Genomic DNA, 18,374 nt, shown 5'->3' with positions numbered 1-18,374 from the left:
AACTGTCGAGATTTATTGGCTTTCTCGCTCGTTTGCAGCGGGAGCGGACGAGCTCCCCTCGGGGGCCTTCTCGCCCTCACCCCCAGTCTCTTCGGCCTCTTCCGCGGCCGCGGCGGCATCCGCGGGCCTCTTGGGAGGGGGGATAGCGGGCAGGGCTTCGGCGCGCTGTACGCCCGCGCTGTCGCCGAGCTTCGTGTACAGGGCGAGGGCCCGGTCACGCAGCTGAAGCTCCTCCGCCAGGGCCGCGGCCTTCGGCAGGTGGCCGATCTGCTCGTACAGCCCCATGGCCTTCTCCTTGCGGCCGATCTCCTCGTAGAGCGCCGCCGCGGTGGCTGCCTCTCCGAGCAGCTCCAGCCACCGGGCGCGGCCGGCCGGCTTGTTCTCCGCCTCGGCGCGAGCGAGCTCCTTCTGCGCAAGTGCCTTGGCCTCCTCCTCCAGCTTCAGCCGCTGGAGGAAGTGGAAGGCCTTGGGCGGCGGGAGGGTTCCCAGCACGTCCACCGCCTCCTGGCGGCGGCCGGCGTTCACCAGCAGGGTGGCCGCACCGAGCCGATCCCCGCGCTCCACCAGGACCTTCACCTCCAGGTCCCGGATGCGGTTGGCCGCCGCGAAGTCGCGGGTGCGCTCGTACGCCTTGCGCGCGAGGGCCAGCTTCCCGGCGCGCTCGTAGGCGAGCGCCGCCTGATCGAACTGACGGGCACGCTCGTACAGCCGGGCGACATTCTCGAAGTCACCCTTGCCGATGTAGAGCTCCATCAGCAGTTCGTACGCCCCGGCCTTCTCGAGCACCTGGGTGAGCTGCTCGGCGGGCACCGTCGCCATGAGACGGCGGGCGGTGTCGTTCTCCTTGCCCGCCAGGGCGGCGCGCAGCGCGCTCCGCACATCCCCACCGGCCTCGAAGAGCCGGGCGGCCTCGGCGAAGGAGTTGTTGCGCTCGTGCATGCGCGCCGCATCACGCGTACGGCCCATGCTCTCGAGCTGCTTCACCTGCTCCGTCCAGTCACCCGTCAACTCGGGCAGGGGCTGCCGACGCTCGCGCTCACCCCGCTCACCCCGGCGCTCGCCCTCGGGACCACGCTCCCGGCGCTCGCCGCGCTCACGCCGCTCGCCTTCACGGCCCTCGCGACGCTCACGGCCCTCGCGACGATCACCGCGCTCACGGCCCTCGCGGCGCTCACCCTCTCGACGCTCTCCCGTGGGACGGGCAGCGGGGGCGGGCTCCTCACGCTCGGGCTGCGGCTCGCGCCCGCTCAGCGCGAAGGCCGCCGCGGCACGCTCCTGATCCCCAGCGGCGCGCCAGGCGCGGCCCACCAGGTACATGACATCCACGTAGGCGTTGAACTTCTCCTTCACCGGATCCGCCGCCGGGGCCTGCGCGGCACCCTCGGCCGGAGCGGCGGTGGAAGCCTCCGCGCCCTCCGCGGGGGTCGCCTGCTGTGCTTCCTCGGTGGCCGGAGTCTCCGGAGGCGTCGGCGCGGCCTCGGCGCCCGCCTCACCCGTGGAGGCGGGCGCCGCCTCGGGCGCGGGAGGCCGCGTCTGGCGCTGCACGCGCAGCAACGTGGTGATGAGCCGACCACGCACGTTGAGCTCCAACTCGTCGAGCGACTTCACCCGCATGGACCGCAGCGAGCGCACGATCGTCTCGAGCGGCGACTTCTGGGCGGCGAAATCAGCCTTGCCCAGCGCCTTCTCCAGAGTGCTCAGCTCGGCGATGACACGCTGGCCCGGACCGACGGGCCCTTCCGCACGATCACGACCCCGGCCCCGCCCGGGTCCATCACCCCGGCCGCGACCTCCGTCGCGACCACCAAAACCACCCGGACCGTCACGACGCGGACCCTGGCCGGGCGCACCGCCCTCCCGGCCCCGCCCACCGCGCGGCCCACCGCTTCCATTCTCCTGAGGCACGTGTTTCTCCCGCTAGAACGCGTAGCGAAGGTTCGGCGTCACCGCGAACCCGAATGACTGAGACTGGACGAAGAAGCTCCCCGTCACCTCGATACCCACCGAGAAGTGGCGAAGGCGTGTGTAGTACTCCAGTCCCGGTCCGGCGAAAACCAGAATGTCGGGGTCTGGCAGGAGCTGCTTCGGCCTGAACAAGGCGTAACCGGCGCCACCGCGGACGTAGATCCACGTGCGCTTGACCTCCTGGGCATCGGCGAATCCCACGAGGTGGAAGCGCGCCACGGCGCCGGGCACCAGCATGGAGAAGTCACCGGAGGCCGCGCCGCCCGAGTTGCCCACGTACTCCGAGCCTGCTCGGTTGGAGGCACCCATCACGAAGACACCCAGCGACAGGCGATCTCCGATGTCCACGCCCACTTCCACCTGGGCCATCTGCCCGGGCGAGAAGGGCCGAGGACCCTCGGACGCGGGAGGATTCACGATGAACAAGGGGCCACCAAGCACCGAGAAGTAGAGACCGCGCTCGATCTCCTCGATGGTCTCGGCCGGCCTGTCACCAGCGGCCTGCGCGTTCGCGAGCGAAGGGAGCGCCAGTGCGGCACAAACGACAAAGGGGCGAAGGGCTTTCATGCGAGCTCGGACGTTAGCCCAGCAGCACGGAGACGCCAGCGCCAAAAAGCAAGATGGGCGGCTCCGTCGTGACGGAACCGCCCACCTGAACGTTTTCACTCAGCGGAAGCGACTACTCGCCGGCCGCCTTGAAGATGAACGGGTAGGTGACGACCACCGAGCCGCCGCCCTTGGGCTTGGGGAACGACCAGGTGCGGACGCGGCCGGCCACGCACTGCTCCAGCTCGGAGTTGCCCGCGGTGGACTGGGCCACCGATGAGGTCACCACGTTGCCCTCGGAGGCGATGGTGAAGCGGATGGACACCTTGCCGCCCAGCTTCGGGTAGCGGTTGAGCAGGCTCTCGTAGCAGAAGCGGATCTGCCCCTTGTTGCGCTGGATGACCTGGCGGATGAGCTCCTTGTCGAGCGAGCCGGTCACCGTGGCGTCCTCGGCCGCGATGCCCACCTCCACGCTCTGCTTGCCGCCCAGGCCACCCACGCCGGAGCCGTAGCCGCCCATGCCGCCGCCGCGGCCCTTGGTACCGACGGCACCGATGCCGATGGTCTGACCACCGCCACCGCCACCGCCGCCACCGCCGCGCAGACCGAGGCCACCGAAGCCACCGGCCGCGTTGCCCTTGGCGCCGAACATGTTGCCCATGGCGCTCTTCAGGTCACCACCCAGGCCGCCACCGCCGAAGAGGCTCGCGGCGCCACCCTTCCCGCCGAAGATCTTCGCGGCCATGTTCTTGGCCGCCGCCCGCTTGTCCGGCTTGGCCTGGGACGAGGCCTGCTGCTTGGGGACGTCCTTCTTGACCGTCTGCGCCTCGTCCTTCTTCGCCTTGGCGGCCTTCTCTGCCTGCTTCTCCGCCTTCTGCTGATTGAGCTTCTCGAGGAACTTGTTCTTCTGCGTCTCGGGCGGCTTGACGATCAGCTTGGCGATACGCGAGTTGCTGCCCGCCAGCTCGTCCGCGTACTCGTCACCCGCCGCGGCGAGGTTCGACGCGCTGATGACGAACATCGACGCGAGGAAGAACATCACCAGGAAGATGTTGACGACGGCGTAGTCCACCGACTCCGAGAGGGGCGCGAAGGCCCGCTTGGGCACGGACTCGAAGAGGGCCTCCAGCGTCACACCGCCCAGGTCCACCGAGAGGAAGTCCTCCTCCTTGAGGGTGAGCGCGTAGGCCTCGCCCTCGTGGCTGGCCTTGCCGGACTCGATGACGGCCTTGAGGTCCATGGTCTCGCCCTTGCGGGTGAGCTCGCCCTTCATCTTGCCGGTGAAGAGCACGGTGAAGGACTGACCGTCCGTGCGCACCACCTCGAAGCGCTCGCCGCCCAGCTTCGCGTCACCCATGATGAAGTTGACGCCCTTGGCGCTGCCCACGGTGAAGCTCTGCTTCTTGCCCGGCGCGAGGAAGAACTCGCCCACGCGCTGGTCGCCCCACATGAAGTGCAGGCCCAGTCCGAGCGGACCGCGGCCCTTGCGAGCCACCCGGCGCACGCGCGGAGCGGGCTCGGCGGCCGGAGCCTCCGCCACCGGCTGAGCCACCGCCTTCGGCGCGGGAGCGGCGGCCGCCACCGGCTGCTGCACCACCGCCACCGGGGCCGGGGTCGCGGCTGGAGCCGGAGACCCGGCCGTCTGAGCCAGGCCCGCGGCCAACGAGGTCTCCACCGGAGCCGTCGGCACCGGCGTCGGAGCCGCGCTCGCGGCGGCGGAGGCCAGGTTCACCGCGGCCACGGCGGCGGGATTGTCCAGGCGGATGGTGGTGCCACCGACCTTGATCTCGTCACCGAAGGCGAGCTGGCCCTTGTTGACCCGCTTGCCGTTGACGTAGGTGCCCTCGACGCTGCCCATGTCGATGATGGACAGGCTGCCGTCGGCGGCGACCTCGATGACGGAGTGGATGCGGCTGACCTTCTCGTCATCCAGGCACAGGTGGGCCGAGGCGAGACGGCCGATCTTGATGATGTCGCGCTCGAAGTCCTTCGAGGTGACGAGCGTCTCCCCCTTGAAGACCTTGAGTGTCAGTGGGACGGGCATGGAAGTTCCCTGGTTGGGTGTCGGCGATCTCTAGGACAACGCGGGCTTCGGTGGGTTCCCAAGGATTTTCACAGCTCTCCCACCGACTGCATCACCTTGTCCTCGAAGTCCTCGCGGATGCGGATCAGGTTGGAGTGCTGGACCTTCTTGCGCGCCTCGACGTACTCGCCGTCCGGCTTCGTGAGGTCGCCCTCGATCGTATCTTCCTCGAAGTCGATGGTCTGCGGGCCCTTCGAGGCCTTCCCACCACCGCTGGACTCCCTGGGCGCGCTGTCCCCCTCATCCTGGGCAACAGCCGGGGTCACAGTGAGTACCGCGCACAGCATCAGGAGCTTCCGCATGACTGCCTCCGGGCGGTTCCCCTCCCCGGGGTTCCGCATCACGTCCACCGGTGCCGGATTCCGGCACCAGCGGACGAAGATTCGCATCAATCCCCCCACCCTCGCTACCCCTACCCGCTAGAAGAGATCGTCGGACGGCTCGTTCGGATCCGTCTGCGCTGGATTCTTCTGCTCAGGAGTGCTGGCGGGCGCGGCCGGCTGAGCCCCGGCGGGCTGGGTGGCCCCCGCGGGCTGGGTCGGAGCCGGGGCGTCGGTGCCCGCGGCATTCACGGTGCCCTGCCTGGCCTCCTCCGCCTTCATCAGTTCCTGCTGCTGCTTCTGGAGCGCCTCGAGCTGCTTCTGCTGCTCCTCCTGGGCCTTGGCCTCGTTCTGGGCCTGGACGATGGACTCCGCCTCGCGCAGCAGCCCGAAGATGGGGTGCTCGGCGTTGAGGGCGACCTCGCCACCGGACAGGGCGATGTACTTGCGGTACAGCTCGATGGCCCGCTCCGGAGCGCCCTTGTTGCGGTGCAGGAGCGCGCCACGGTTGAAGTAGATGGCGGCCATGTTCGGATCGAGCTTCTCCGCCTCATCGTACTCCTGCATGGCCTTGTCGAACTGGCCCTGGCCCTTGTAGGCGATACCGAGGTTGAGGTGGGCGGCGGCGTTCTTGCTATCGGCCTGGAGGATGCGGCGCAGATGCTCCTCGGCGGCGGGGTAGTCCTCCGCCTCGAGCGTCAGCTGCGCCATCATCACGTGCGCCGGCACGTAGTCGGCGCGCACCTCGATGGCGCGCTTGAACTCGGCGCGCGCCTCGTCCTTCTTCTCCTCCTGGAGGAGGATGAGGCCGATGGTGTGGTGCAGCTCGGGATCGTTCTGGTCGATCTTGAGCGCGCGCAGGGCCACCAGCTTGGCCATGGCGAGCTGCTTGCGCTCCAGGTAGCTGCGCATCATCACCTTGTAGGCGGTGACGGACTGGGGGTCGCGCATGAGGGCGGCGCGCGAGAACTCCATCGCCTTGTCGTGGTCGCTGGTCTGCCGGTAGATCTCCGCCAGGCGGGCGCGGCTGCTGGCGTCATCCGGGTAGATCTTCAGGATGCCCTGGTAGAGCGCCACCGCGCCGGCGATGTCGCCCGAGTTCTGGGCGATCACCGCCAGGTTCTCCGAGGCCTGGCGCAGGGTGGGCTTCTTCTTGAGGGCCGCCTGGTAGCGGGCGATGGCCTCCTGCTGGTTGCCCTGGCGCTCGGCGATGACACCCAGGTTGTACTCGGCCTCGGCGACGTTCTCGTCCGCGGACAGCGCGGCCTTGAACTTGCGCTCGAGCGACGGGTAGTCGAAGGCGTTGGCCTTCTTCTGGGCCTCGAAGGCGCTGATGGCGTCCTCGAAGAGGAGCTTGGCGCGGTTGGAGATGGATACCGGCTCGTTGGCCTTGCCCGCCCCCGCCTTGCTACCGGTGGTGTCGGAGCCGTTGGTCGCGGCCTTGGAGCCCGCGCAGCCCGCGGCGAACAGCGCCGCGAGCGCGGCCAGGAGGAATGAGCGCATCATGGGGTGGTGATTCATTAGAGGAAGTCCTCCGGTTCCTGCTCATCCGTCCCGGCCCGCTTGGGCGTGCCCTCCTTGGTGGGAGCGGAGGGGCCATCGACCTGGGTGGCCGTCTGCTGCTGGAGCCGCCTGGCGAGATCCGAAACGTCCTCGACCACTTCCTGGGTCTTGCCCTGCTCGGACGAGGCCGTCTCGACGACGGGCGGCGGCACGTCCTGGATGGCGGCGAGCACATCGCCGCCGATGGCCAGGTCGCGGCCCTTGGAGAGAGCCACCGTCTCCTCGAACATCGTCGGGAAGAGCTCCGGGCGGTAGGTGTCGCGCAGCATCTTCAAGCTCTCGGCCGCGCAGTTGTTGAACACGTCCAGCTCCCGGCTCTTGGCCACCGCGTTGCTGAAGGCCTCGGCGGCGCTGTCCTTGAGGGGCTGGGCCTGGTTGGCGAACTCATCGCGCAGGGCGTTCTCGGTCTCCTCGTCGATGCCGGGGGGCATGGGCGCGTTGGAGATCTTGTCCGCGAAGTTGTCGTAGATGAGACCGATGCGGTTCAGGGCGCAGATGGCGGGCTCGGCCGCGCCGATCTGCACCGTCTGCACGTACTTCTTCTCCACGAAGGCGCGCGAGTCGTTCTTCTCGCGGATGGAGGCCTTGAGCTTGTCGGGGCTCGGCGGCCTGCCCCAGGAGAGCTTCAACCGCGAGTAGAACTGGAAGTCCGGCTCCACGCTGCGGTACTGGGCGCGGCCCACCGCCTCCAGCGCCGGCTTCTCCAGGGACTGCTGCAGACGGCGCGGCAGCTTCTCGTAGTAGTCGAGGATGCGGTTGTAGAGGCGCTCGGTGTCCCTCGCGCGGCGCAGCTTGTTCTCGTAGATGTCGACGATGCGGCCCTCGGCCATCAGGAACTTGCTCGGGCTGCGCATGTAGAGGCGCTCGTACTCCTCGAGCTGGCCAATGGCCTTGAAGTAGTTCCCCGTCTTCTCGTGCAGGGTGATGATGGAGAGCAGGATGTCCTCGGCGTCCTTCGCCTTGGGCCACAGCTCCAGGTAGTGCTCGCGCAGGGCCAGCGCCTGCTTGAACTGGCCGAGACCCTCGCGGTAGGTGGCCGCGTTGAAGAGGGCGACCTGGGCCTTGGACTCGTCCCACTTCTGCGGCTGGCCGGGCTTGCTGGAGACCGGGGCGGCAGCGGCCCTGCCCCTGCCCCTGCCCTTCTTGGCGCGCGCGGGAGCGGCCCGGGCCACGGAGCCACCGTTCTTGCTGGCCTCGTAGCCGCGCACGTACTGCTCGTACACGTCCGCGGACTCCTGGAAGTCACCGATGGCCTCCAGCGCCTCCGCGTTGTTGTAGATGCACTCGGGCACGAAGCGAGAGGACGGGTACTGCTCGATGATGCGCTGGCGGACCTGGATGGCCTTATCCAGCATCTTCGCCTTGTAGTAGTCCACCGAGGCGTTGAAGAGCGCCACGTCGGCGATCTCCGTCTGCGGGAAGTCCGCCACGAAGGACAGGTAGGCCTCGGCCGCCTTGGCGAACTGGTTCTTCGCCTCGAGCTGGCTCACCAGTTTGAAGGCCGACTGCTCGATGACCTTGGACAGGTCCTCGCGGAACTTGCCGGAGGCGAGCTTGTCGTTGTTGTAGAAGCGCCGCGCCCACTCGTTCACCTTCGACCAGTCCTCGAGCAGGTTGTACGAGTCGAGCACCAGGTTGGCGGCGATCTCGCCCGCGCGCTCGCCGGTCTCGAACTTGTACTCCGGGTGACCGAGCGCGATCTCGCTGAAGCGCAGCACCGCCTCGTCGAAGTGGTTGTGGCGGTAGTAGATGTTGGCCGCCTTGAAGGCGATCTCCACCCGCTTGTCGCCCTTGGTCACGTACTTGAGGTAGCGCTCGCAGGCCTCCAGCAGATCCTTCTTGGCCTGCGGGATGGTGGCCTTCTTGCGGATGTCCTTGGTGTCCTCGGCCTTGAACATCCCCTTGGCCTCGGCGTCCTTCACCATCTCGTCATAGGCGAGCACGGCGTTGTACGCGGCGTTGTTCAGCCACTTGCCCGGCTTGCCCGGCTTGGGTTTGCCCTGCTCGTCCTTGGCCTCCAGCTGCTTCACGTCCTGCAAAACGACGAGCGTGTAGTTGGCCGCGGCCTTGTCGTACTTCTGGAGGTTGTCGTTGAGGAGCTCGGCCCAGAAGAAGCGCAGGTCGTACGCCTTGGGGCTCTCGGGGAAGAGCGTGAGGTAGTCCGAGTAGATCATGTCGGCGTAGCCGAACGTGGCCTCCTCGCGCGTCTTCTTGGCCTCGTTGTGCCAGGTGACGGCCAGGTTGGACAGGGTGCGCTCGGCCAGATCCTTGGCCTCCGCGAGCGCCTTCTTGTCCTTCTCCTCCTTGATGACGCCGGAGCCCTCGACCTCCTTCATGATCTTCACGAGCCGGCGCACCTGCGTGACGGTGCGCTCCTTGTTGCCCATGCGCAGGACGATGTCGACGATGCGGCCCTGGAAGCCCGGAGCCTCGGGCGACAGGGGCTTCTCCTTGATGAGGGAGTTGTAGGTGATGGCCGCCTCGCGGTCCTTGCCATCGCCGTAGTACATGTTCGCCAGCGTCCGCATCATCGCGAAGCGGTCGTCCGGGTTGGTGGCGACCTTGGAGAAGTCCTCGCGGGCGAGCATCACGTCGCCCTCGCGCGCGTAGGCGCGGACGTAGTCGGTGCGGGCCTCACGCACCAGCGAGTTGCTCTTCTTGGCGTTGCCGTCCTTCTCCACGGCCTGCGCGCCCGCCAGCTCGCCGTAGAGGACCACCGTCTTCCACTTGTCCTTGGCGTTCGCGTAGTCGGCGAGGTTGAAGTAGCACCAGCCCTGCTTGTAGAGGGCGAAGGCGTACACCTGGCTCTCGGGGTACTCGGCGGCCTTCTTGTAGGCGGCGAGCGCCTTCTCCAGGTCCGCGCGCTTGCCCTTCGAGCTGTTGAAGTAGTACTCGCCGAAGGCCAGGTAGGCGTCGGGGATGTACTTGGACTTGGGGTACTTCTCCACCAGGCGCTTGAAGGCCACCAGCGCCTTGCGGGCCTGGCCATCCTCCATGAGATAGGTGCCCAGGAAGAAGAGCACCTCGTCCGAGCGCTCGAAGTCCGGGTACTCCTGGACGATCTTCGTGTACTGCTCGAGCGCGAGCTTGCCGTACTGCTTCTGCCGGGTGAGCAGCTCGGCCTTGCCCGCCTTCGCGCGGCTCTGGCCGGCGGAGTCACCGCGGTTCATCGCCTCGAGGAGCTCGTCGTCCTTCCGGTTCGCCTCGAAGAAGTAGAACTTCGACTCCTCCCAGTACAGCTCGCCCAGGCGGAAGAGGAGCGCGGGCTGCTCCTTCGGGTCCGCCGAGAGGGAGATGATCTTCTTGAGCGACTCGATCTGCTCGCGGCGCTTGGAGGCGACCTGCGTCTCCACGCCGAGGCGGAACTGGTCGTATTGGAGGGCGGGCGCGTTGTCCTGCTTCTCCTTCTTGCGGCTGATGTCGCCCGCGAGCGACTTGTCCACCACGGCAGTGGAGCTCTTCTTGCCGAGGTTGGCGTCGCGCGGCGCTTTCTTGTCCTGCGCGTTGGCGACCGAAGCCAGGAGCAGGAGGCTGAGGAGGAGCGTACGGCGCATGGGTTTCCTCTGCTGGGTTCTACCGGCCGGCTCTCTCGCCTGCTCGGCAAGTGTCCGGGACTCTTCGGGAATTTCCATCTGGGAGGCTGCGCACTATGCGCGGTGCGTTGGGACGGGTCAACAGGCCCTTCAGGGTACGCCCGCTCGGTACGGCACGATCGGAAAGATTCCAGGAATGCTGTGCGAAAAGCGTCTCCTGGGTTGCGCTGTCAGCCCCGACTGGTAAGGGGAGCCTTGCGCCCGGCCCTCCGGCGACCCACTACGGAGATGTAGCACTTCATGAGCCTCCTGCCTGAGAGCGCCAGCTTCGCGGAGCTGGTGCAGGACTACTTCCTCGCCATGCGCGGCAGCGGATTGATGCTGTCCGGGCTGGACGCGGAGCTCTTGACGTCCTGGGCCGATCAGGGAGTTCCGTTCGAGGTGGTGGCGCGAGGCATCGCGCGCTCGGCGGAGAAGGCGATGTGGGATGCGCGCCCCGGGGAGCCCGTGCTGCGCAGCCTCCGGGCCTGCCGCAGACAGGTGGAGGCGGAGATCAAGAAGTACCGGGAGCGCACGGCGGGAGCGGGCAGCGAGGGAGGCCGACGCACGACCCGGACGCGCTCCTGGGAGGAGCTGCGACACGCGCAGCTGCAGGCCTCGCTGGAGCGGCTCGCCGAGAGGGAGCCGGGGCTCGCGCCGAGGATCCACCGGCTGATGGAGAAGGTGCTGCACGAGGTCCCCACCGAGTTCGCGCGGATGGAGGCCCAGGAGTCCCTGGTGGGGCTGGTGCTGCTGCGCGCCCTGCCCTTCCCCGAACGGCTGGAACTGTGGCGGACGGCGCGGGGGGAGGAGACGGAGCAGCAGTACATGTCCCCGCGCGCGCGGCGTCTGGCCCGGCGCTTCCGGCTGCTCGTCGTGGTGCGCAGGCGGCTGGGACTGATGGATTCCTAGAGAGGGTCCCCGTGTGCGCTGGTGTAGCCTGCTGACGAGCGTCAGCAGGCTCTGCTATGGCCTTGGGACATGGTCACGAAGGCGAGCGGCGAGGTGTGCGGCGAGTGTGGGGGAAGGACGTACGTCATCGAGCGGCGGGGAGATCGCGCGCACGCGCGGGTGTGCAGGTGCTCGGCACGGTGCACCCTGTGTGACGGGCGTGGGTTCGCCTACGAGGTGCGCGAGGAGACATTCAGCGCCAGGGTGGGGCCCAAGCGCTACGAGGTGCTGGTGCCCTGCGTCTGCCAGCACCGGGCGAAGCGCGTGAGCCACTTCACCGAGGTGGGGCTGCCCGGGGTGATGGCTCACGCGACCTTCGAGAACTACCGGGCCTTCAACGAGGCGCAGGATCGGGCCCGCAACCTGGCGATGCACTTCGCCCACCACTACGACAAGACGGGGGTGAACAAGGGGTTCGTCCTCAGTGGCCCGGTGGGCACGGGGAAGACGCACCTGCTGACGGCCACGCTCAAGCACCTGGTGCTCGAGGTGGGGCTGGAGGCCCGGTACGTGGAGATCTCCCTGCTCTACGCCACCATCCGTCGAGGCTTCCAGGAGGGGAAGAGCGGCGGGGAGATCATCGGCCCGCTGTCGGACGTGGAGGTTCTGGCCATAGACGAGCTGGGCAAGGGGCGCGGCAGCCCGTTCGAGATGGAGACGCTCGATGAGCTGATCGCCCGGCGCTACAACGCGGGGCGTACCACGCTCTTCGCGACGAACTACTCGCTGGAGCCGGAGCGCAGGACCCCCCGGACCGCCGCACCGAGCGGCTACCGCACCACGGAGGACGCGAAGACCGCGGTGCGCGACATGGAGCTGATACGCGAGCGCGTGGGCGAGCGCATCTACAGCCGGTTGTGCGAGATGTGCGGCTTCGTGGAGCTGCCGAAGGAGACGCCGGATCAGCGTCGCATGCGGCAGGAGCTGGACGTCCGGCCAGGCCCATCACCGAGCGGGATGCGCTCGAAGCACTGACGGTGACTCAAGAGTTCTCGTCGGGAATCAACCCCATGTGCGCGGCGAAACTTCGTGCACGTGCCACATCGGCATGAATGCCCGCGGAATCAGGGAAGAGCTTTTCCGCTCGCGCCCCCAGTTCCAACGCCTTCTCCAGGGTCTCCCTACGATTCCGCACGGTCCACAGGTTGATCAACGCCGACCATGCGCCTTCGAGCGACCCCAACGCCGTCGCCGCGCTTTCCTCGAAGAGCCTTTCTGCTTCATCCGGATCATTCCGGATGCTGTCCGTGAAATGAGCCAGTTCCAGCAGCGATGGGGCACTCCGGCTCGAGGCTCGAACGGCCTGCTCCAACAAGCGCTGAATCTCCGAGAACGCCTGACTGGCGTCTACGCCGGGCTCATCGGTCAGCAACAACAGCCGGGCCAACTCCAGGAGATTCGGAGTGAACGCAGGGCAGGCAGCCACCAGCTCTCGATTCTGCCGCAATTGCTCCGCGCTGGCCTGATTGGCCCCACCTGCCTCTCGAGCCGAGCGCATTTTGGCCAGCAACTCTTCAACGCTGGGGTGTGCCATGGCGCTCCTCAATACTTCTGCATCAGGCGAGCCTCTCGCCTGCTCAGCCTGAGGCAGCGGACAGTATCAGCACCCCCAGAAGCCACATCCAGCCAGGCATGACTCCCTCCGCGAAACACCGGGGCCACGCCCGTGATGATACCCCAGGCGTGGGGAAGCCCCGATGATTCCGTGGTGAGGGTGCTGGCTCAAGTCACGGTGTGATGGCGCGCAGCAACGCGTTGCCCGAGTCCGCCACGTACAGCGTTCCATCCGGGCCCACCGCGAGGCCCGCGGGCAACACCAGATCCGCGTCGTCTCCCTCTCCATCGCGCGCCCCGAAGAGGCCCGAGCCCGCCAGCGTCGTCACCACTCCGCTCGGGGAGATGCGCCTCACCCGGTAGTTGCCCGGATCCGACACCGCCACGTTCCCATCCGGCAGCACCGCGATGCCCAGGTACGGCAGCATCCTCGCGCTCTCCCCCTCCCCTTCCGCGAAGCCTCCCGGCGGTGAGCCCGCGAACACGCTCACCGTGCCGTTGCGCAGCGCCATCACGCGCGACATCCCCGTCTCCACCACGTACACCGTCCCGTCCGCCCCCACCGCCACCGCCGAGGGCCGGTACAGCCACAGGTTCGACGGCAGCGTCGTCACGGGATTGCCCGGAGTCAGCAGATCGATCCGCCGGATGACGCCATTGCCCATGTCCGCCACCAGCAACTCCCCCTGCGGCGTCAGCGCCAACCCCGCCGGCTGGTTGAAGCGCGCCTGCGCCGCGGGTCCATCCATCATCCCCGGCTCCATCACCGCTCCGGCGAACACCGTCGTCGTCCCATCCGGCGCGATGCGGCGGATGCAGTAGTTGTCCGAATCGGACACGTAGACGTTCCCCTGCGCGTCCGCGGCGATCCCCATCGGGCCATTGAGCCGCACCTGCGAGAGCGTCGAGATGCTCCCGTCCGGCGCCACCCGCTTCACCTTGTTGGCCAGCGCGTCCGCCACCGCCCAGCCACCACCGGGCAGCACCGTCACCGCCACCGGCGCGGCCAGCAGCCCCCGACCCGGGCCTCCATCCTGGTCACCCCGCTTCCCCGGCTGTCCCGCCACCGTCCGCACCGCGGAGGCGAAGGGGCCTCGCGCCTTCGGCAGCGGCGTCGCCGGCAACACCACCAGGTTCTTCGGCACCGGCCTCCCCAGCGCCCGGTAGAGGACGTTGGCCACCAGGCGCGCCGCTCGGGGATCCGCCGCCTCGCTCGTCCCCAGCGTGTGCACGAAGTCGATGCCCCCCGCCGAGAACACCCACGCGTCCCCCTTGCGGAACACCACCATCTGCCCGAAGCCGAACGCCCCCTGCAGCGACAGCGCGGGAGACTCGGCCAGCACCTCCAGCCCCTCCGGCGACTGGCCGTTGGCCACCACCTGATCCTGCTCGTAGCCGTTGGCCCTCCACAGCGTGTCCCCGTTCTTCAGCCCCGTCCCCTCGAAGGCCCAGTGGTCCGCATTCGTGATGATCGTCGGGAAGGCGAACTGGTGCCAGCGGCTGGAGAACATCACCCCCAACAGCGCGTTCTCCGGCCTCGGCGTCGCCAGGTCCCGGAACTTCGTCGTCCGATCCAGGCTCTTCACGCCCATCGGATCCCTCGCGTCGCCCTTGTAGCAGGTGACGATGCGCCTCGGCCGGCCGTCCGCCGCCGGCTCGAGCCGCACCTGCCAGTAGGCCTGGTTCGCTCCGAGGTTGATGATCGATCGGCCCTCGGCCAGCGCCTTGTCCGCCCGGTCCCGCTGCGTGCGCGTCCAGTACTCGTCATGTCCCGAGAGGAAGAAGACCCGGGCGTGGTTCAGCGCGTCCCCGCTCCGGTCCATCTCCTCGTCCGTCACGTACGACACGTCCAGCCCCTGCGCCTCCAGCCACATGACGAGCCCCTGATCGTCATCCAGCAGGTGCCCCGAGCCGTAGCCCCGGTAGTAGGGCCGATCGAACGACGCCTGGAAGGCACGCCCCACTCCCGTGATGCGGAACTTGTCGTCGTAGAGGCTCGTGCCTCCCCACGTGTTGTACGCCTGCCAGGTGTGCGTCGGGATGATCACCATCACCTCCGAGCGCGGCAGCGGATCCCTCACGAAGAACGGCACGTAGCGCTGGTAGCCGTCTTCCCGCACCAGCTTCACCACGTACACCCCGCGCACCCAGCGCGCGTCCGTTTCGATCTCCAGCGTCGGCGTCCAGTTGCAGGCCACGAGGCCCGTGGGCTTCTGCGCCGGGCACGACGCCTGGGGCACCGCCTGCAGCGGACCCCCTCGCGCCACCTCGCGCCCGCCCGTGCCACCGTAGTAGCCGAGCCGGTACACCTCCCACGAGAACTTGCGCGGCCCGCCCGTCACCGACACCGCGATGGGCACCCGCTCGCCCTGCGTCACCGTGGAGACGAGCGAGTAGCCTTCGATCTCGTTGTTGTTGGCCGCACGATTCGTGATCCGCCACGCCTTCGTCCCCGGGCGCGCGTTCTCCTTGCGGATGGCCTCGGCGTCGTGCGGAGGCACCACCGGTCCCGCCGTCCCCCCATCCCCTGGGGGCCGCGTCGAGCCACCATCCAAGCGGTCTGGCTGCCCGCCGTCCGGGCTCTGGAGCGGCGGGTTATCCCGCCCTCCTCCTCCCCCTGAACCACCGTTGCCCGAGGTCGACTCCTCACACCCTCCGGCCAGGCTCAGGAGGCACAGTCCGGCAGCCAACAATCCGATGATCCGACCACCCTTTCCCATGCCCGCCTCCACCCCCCATGGGGCTGCGAGGGTAAGCACGAGACCCGGCATGGGAAGTGTTCCACCCATTCCTGGGTGGTACTCCCGGACAGATTGTCACCCGCCGGGGTCAGGCTCCGAGGAACTCGCGATGCAGCCTCGCCGTGAGCGGCTCGAGGTGTTGCTTGTCCACCAGCAACGTGAGCTGCAGGGGCGAGGTGTGGACCGCGTGCACCTTCGCGCCCAGCTCCTCCGCAACCCCCAGCGCCCGGCGCAGGTAGCTCCAATCCGCGTTCAGCCCCGCGCCCACCGCCGTCACCGTCCCCACCTCCTCCCGCAGCGTCACCACCTCGCCGAAGCGCGCCCTCACGTCCCGCTTCAGCGCCTCCAGCCCGTGCACGTCCTGCAACGGCACCGCGATGAACGTCCGCCCCTCGCGCCCCAACAGCCCGTCGAACGCCAACGCCCTGCCGCGCACGCCTCGCGCGTCCAGGAACTCCAGCAGCTCCGGCACCCGCCCCGCCTCCACCGCCGCCGATAGCACCGCCATCTCCACCTCGGCCGTCACTCCCTTCACCCACGTGTCCGCTGGCGCCACCAGCTCCTGCACCGCCGTCCCCCGTCCCTGCCCGTGCGCCGTGCGCGCCAGGATGACGATGCCCTTGGCCTTCGCGAACTCCACCGCCTGCGCGTTGAGCACCTTCGCCCCCGCGCTCGCCAGCTCCTGCATCTCGTCGTACGAGAGCGTCTCCAGCTTGCGCGCGTCCGGCACCACCCTCGGGTCCGCGCTGAACACCCCGTCCACGTCCGAATAGATTTCACACGACTCCGCGCTCAGCGCCGCCGCCAGCGCCACCGCCGTCGTGTCCGAGCCCCCTCGCCCCAGCGTCGTCACCTCCTTCTTGTACGAGACGCCCTGGTAGCCCGCGACGATGACCACCTTGCCCTGCTCCAGCTCGTCCTGGATGCGGTAGGGCCTCACCTCCACGATGCGCGCCTGCGAGTGCGCGTCATTCGTGATGATGCCGCTCTGGCTCCCCGTGAAGCTGATGGCGGGCACCCCCTGCTCCTGCAGCGCCATGGACAGGAGCGCCATGGAGATGCGCTCCCCACACGTCAGCAGCATGTCCAGCTCGCGCCGCGGCGGGTCCGGCGACACCTGCTTGGCCAGCGTCAGCAGCTCGTCCGTCGTGTCCCCCATGGCGGAGACAACCACCACCACCTGGTAGCCCCGTTCCCTCGTGTCCTTCACTCTGCGTGCGACCTTGCGGATCTTCTCCACGTCGGCGACCGAGGAGCCGCCGTACTTCTGCACCACGATTGGCATAAAGCACCCGCTGCTTTGTTCCTAGGGGCCGGCGAAGGTCACAGGTAACCTGCCGGGCGTGTCCGCCAAGACACACTGGAAGCACCTCATGCACAAGGCTCGCCAGCGTCTCCCCGCGTTTCTCCGATGCCCGCCCGCCTGCCTTGACAGGTCGGAATCGGCTTTTATATCGGCCGCCGCCCGAACGCTTCTGAACGGAGCCGTCCCATGCCGATGATCGAGGTCCAGAACCTCACCAAGCGATACCGGGAGCGGGTCGCGGTGGATCGCCTGAACTTCTCGGTCGCCGAGGGGCAGATCCTCGGGTTCCTCGGGCCCAATGGGGCGGGCAAGTCCACCACGATGAAGATCCTCACCGGGTTCCTGCCTCCCTCCGAGGGGACGGCCCGCGTGGCGGGGTTCGATGTCTTCGAGCAGCCCCTGGAGGTCAAGCGGCGCATCGGCTACCTGCCCGAGACCCCGCCGCTGTACCCGGAGATGACGGTGGCCGGGTACCTGAAGTTCGTGGCCCAGCTCAAGGGACTGCCCGGCCGCGGCGTGCGCGCCGAGGTGGAGCGGGTGGGCGGCGCCATGGGCCTCTCCGACGTGATGGGCCGCGTCATCCAGAACCTCTCCAAGGGCTTCAAGCAGCGCGTGGGCATCGCCCAGGCCCTGCTCGGCTCGCCGCCGGTGCTCATCCTCGACGAGCCCACCGAGGGGTTGGATCCCGCCCAGCGAGCCGAGGTGCGCGGCCTCATCAAGGGGCTGGCGGGCAAGCACACCGTCATCCTCTCCACCCACATCCTCCCCGAGGTGACGATGACCTGCGAGAAGGTCCTCATCCTCAACCAGGGCCGGGTGGTGGCGTACGATGAGATCCGCAAGCTGGCGCGCGTGCACGGCGGCCAGGCGGAGAACGTCTCGCTGGAGGAGATCTTCATCAAGCTGACCGCGGCCTGAGGCCCGCACGTCCCCTCGCACACGGTTCCCGGAGGACCCATGCGCACCGCGCTGGCGATCGCCCGCAAAGAGCTGTCCATCTACTTCACCACACCGTGGGCCTACGCGGTCTTCACGGCGATGCTGGCCATCGCATCGTTCTTCTTCGTCAACTCCCTCTACGAGTTCCAGCGCGCCCAGGAGATGGCGCGCACGCTGGGCTGGGAGCGCGTGCCCCAGGAGTTCCGCAACCTCACCGACGGGGTGATGGTGCCCTTCTGGACCTCGGTGATGACCATCACGCTCTTCGTGGTGCCCTTCCTCTCCATGCGGCTGTTCGCCGAGGAGAAGCGCAACAAGACGTTCGAGCTGCTGATGACGGCGCCGGTCCGGCCGGTGGAGATCGTCCTGGGCAAGTACCTGGGCGGCCTGGGCATCATCACCACCACCCTGGGGCTCACCATCGTCTTCCCGGTGCTGCTGTCGCTGCTGGGCTCGAGCGAGTCGGGCCCCGTGCTGGAGTGGGGCACGGTGCTGCTGGCCTATGTCGGGCTGCTCCTGTGGGGCGCCACCTGCATGGCCATCGGCATGTTCATCTCCACGCTGACGGAGAGCCAGATGGTGGCCGCCCTGGTGACCTTCGCGGTGCTGCTGCCGTGGATGCTGCTGCGCGGGCTGGCCCGGGCCACCGAGGAGCCCCTGCGCTCCTTCATCAGCCACCTGTCCTTCGACTCGCAGCTGACGGGGATGCTGCGCGGCGTGCTGGACCTGGAGACGCCCATCTTCTTCGTCTCCGTCATCTTCTTCTCCCTGCTGCTCAGCCACCGCTCGGTGGAGGCACAGCGTTGGGCGTGACATGCCCCCCGCGAGGACGCC

General features: G+C 68.2%; 13 protein-coding genes. 4 read left to right on the top strand and 9 right to left on the bottom strand.

Features of this window, described 5'->3' with window-relative positions; all coding sequences use genetic code 11:
* Positions 1-12: 12 nt before the first annotated feature.
* From JQX13_RS33880 to JQX13_RS33855, 6 genes are all read right to left on the bottom strand, one after another.
* On the bottom strand, positions 13-1,905 hold the full coding sequence (locus JQX13_RS33880; protein ID WP_203403604.1) for a tetratricopeptide repeat protein: 1,893 nt from the start codon (positions 1,903-1,905) through the stop codon (positions 13-15).
* A 12-nt stretch (positions 1,906-1,917) separates the two neighbouring features.
* Positions 1,918-2,532 carry an adventurous gliding motility protein CglE gene (gene cglE / locus JQX13_RS33875; RefSeq protein ID WP_203403603.1) on the bottom strand — a complete coding sequence of 205 codons (615 nt, stop codon included), beginning with the start codon at positions 2,530-2,532 and terminating at the stop codon, positions 1,918-1,920.
* 112 nt (positions 2,533-2,644) lie between these two features.
* A complete protein-coding gene (gltG, locus tag JQX13_RS33870; RefSeq protein WP_203403602.1) occupies positions 2,645-4,555 on the bottom strand; it encodes an adventurous gliding motility protein GltG in 1,911 nt (636 codons plus the stop codon).
* 68 nt (positions 4,556-4,623) lie between these two features.
* Positions 4,624-4,896 carry an adventurous gliding motility protein CglF gene (gene cglF, locus JQX13_RS33865; protein WP_203403601.1) on the bottom strand — a complete coding sequence of 91 codons (273 nt, stop codon included), beginning with the start codon at positions 4,894-4,896 and terminating at the stop codon, positions 4,624-4,626.
* Between the two features lie 117 nt (positions 4,897-5,013).
* Positions 5,014-6,420 (bottom strand): adventurous gliding motility TPR repeat lipoprotein GltE, encoded by a 1,407-nt coding sequence (gene gltE, locus JQX13_RS33860; protein ID WP_239014014.1) that lies wholly within the window; start codon positions 6,418-6,420, stop codon positions 5,014-5,016.
* A 14-nt stretch (positions 6,421-6,434) separates the two neighbouring features.
* On the bottom strand, positions 6,435-10,031 hold the full coding sequence (locus JQX13_RS33855) for a tetratricopeptide repeat protein (protein ID WP_239014013.1): 3,597 nt from the start codon (positions 10,029-10,031) through the stop codon (positions 6,435-6,437).
* A gap of 279 nt (positions 10,032-10,310) precedes the next feature.
* Here JQX13_RS33855 and JQX13_RS33850 point away from each other — a divergent pair, with 279 nt between their 5' ends.
* Both JQX13_RS33850 and JQX13_RS33845 read left to right on the top strand, forming a co-directional pair.
* Positions 10,311-10,961, top strand: a complete 651-nt coding sequence (locus JQX13_RS33850) for a hypothetical protein (RefSeq protein WP_203403598.1) — start codon at positions 10,311-10,313, stop codon at positions 10,959-10,961.
* A 69-nt stretch (positions 10,962-11,030) separates the two neighbouring features.
* Complete coding sequence (locus JQX13_RS33845) at positions 11,031-11,975, top strand: ATP-binding protein (protein ID WP_203403597.1); 945 nt, start codon at positions 11,031-11,033, stop codon at positions 11,973-11,975.
* Between the two features lie 7 nt (positions 11,976-11,982).
* On the opposite strand, the gene JQX13_RS33840 is transcribed toward JQX13_RS33845, so the two are convergent.
* From JQX13_RS33840 to JQX13_RS33830, 3 genes are all read right to left on the bottom strand, one after another.
* Positions 11,983-12,534: a hypothetical protein gene (locus JQX13_RS33840; protein ID WP_203403596.1), complete on the bottom strand. Its 552-nt coding sequence runs from the start codon at positions 12,532-12,534 to the stop codon at positions 11,983-11,985.
* A gap of 193 nt (positions 12,535-12,727) precedes the next feature.
* Positions 12,728-15,274 (bottom strand): N,N-dimethylformamidase beta subunit family domain-containing protein, encoded by a 2,547-nt coding sequence (locus JQX13_RS33835; protein ID WP_203403595.1) that lies wholly within the window; start codon positions 15,272-15,274, stop codon positions 12,728-12,730.
* Positions 15,275-15,383: 109 nt separating this feature from the next.
* On the bottom strand, positions 15,384-16,580 hold the full coding sequence (locus tag JQX13_RS33830) for an aspartate kinase (RefSeq protein WP_203403594.1): 1,197 nt from the start codon (positions 16,578-16,580) through the stop codon (positions 15,384-15,386).
* A 207-nt stretch (positions 16,581-16,787) separates the two neighbouring features.
* Here JQX13_RS33830 and JQX13_RS33825 point away from each other — a divergent pair, with 207 nt between their 5' ends.
* Entirely contained in the window at positions 16,788-17,519 is a 732-nt protein-coding gene (locus JQX13_RS33825; RefSeq protein ID WP_239014012.1) for an ABC transporter ATP-binding protein, read from the top strand.
* Between the two features lie 39 nt (positions 17,520-17,558).
* Positions 17,559-18,353 (top strand): ABC transporter permease, encoded by a 795-nt coding sequence (locus JQX13_RS33820; RefSeq protein WP_203403593.1) that lies wholly within the window; start codon positions 17,559-17,561, stop codon positions 18,351-18,353.
* Positions 18,354-18,374: the final 21 nt, after the last annotated feature.

It is taken from the genome of Archangium violaceum, assembly GCF_016859125.1.
In the GTDB taxonomy this organism is placed as follows: Bacteria; Myxococcota; Myxococcia; order Myxococcales; family Myxococcaceae; genus Archangium; species Archangium violaceum_A.
The sequence above is the reverse complement of the archived record's forward strand: the minus strand, read 5'-3'. Positions and strand labels throughout refer to the sequence as shown.